Raw genomic sequence first — 239 nt, forward strand, 5'->3', positions numbered from 1 at the left:
GTTCGAGGTGGAAGCATGGTGACATGTGGAGCTGACGAATACTAATAGATCGAGGACTTAACCATATAATATGAAGCAATGTTATCTAGTTTTGAAAGAATATAAAAAACTTGTTGACTTTAAAAGTTAAATAAGTTAAAATGATTCTTGTCTTAAATGAATACAGTCTGGTAATGATGGCAGAGAGGTCACACCCGTTCCCATACCGAACACGGAAGTTAAGCTCTCTAGCGCCGATG

Annotated in this window: 1 rRNA gene; it reads left to right on the forward strand. The window is 37.7% G+C overall.

The window, feature by feature from the left end:
* Window positions 1-166: 166 nt before the first annotated feature.
* Window positions 167-239 (forward strand): 5S ribosomal RNA (rrf, locus tag JDS99_RS31485); the annotation flags it as partial.

This window comes from Bacillus cereus group sp. N6 (assembly GCF_016483705.1).
In the GTDB taxonomy this organism is placed as follows: domain Bacteria; phylum Bacillota; class Bacilli; order Bacillales; family Bacillaceae_G; genus Bacillus_A; species Bacillus_A wiedmannii.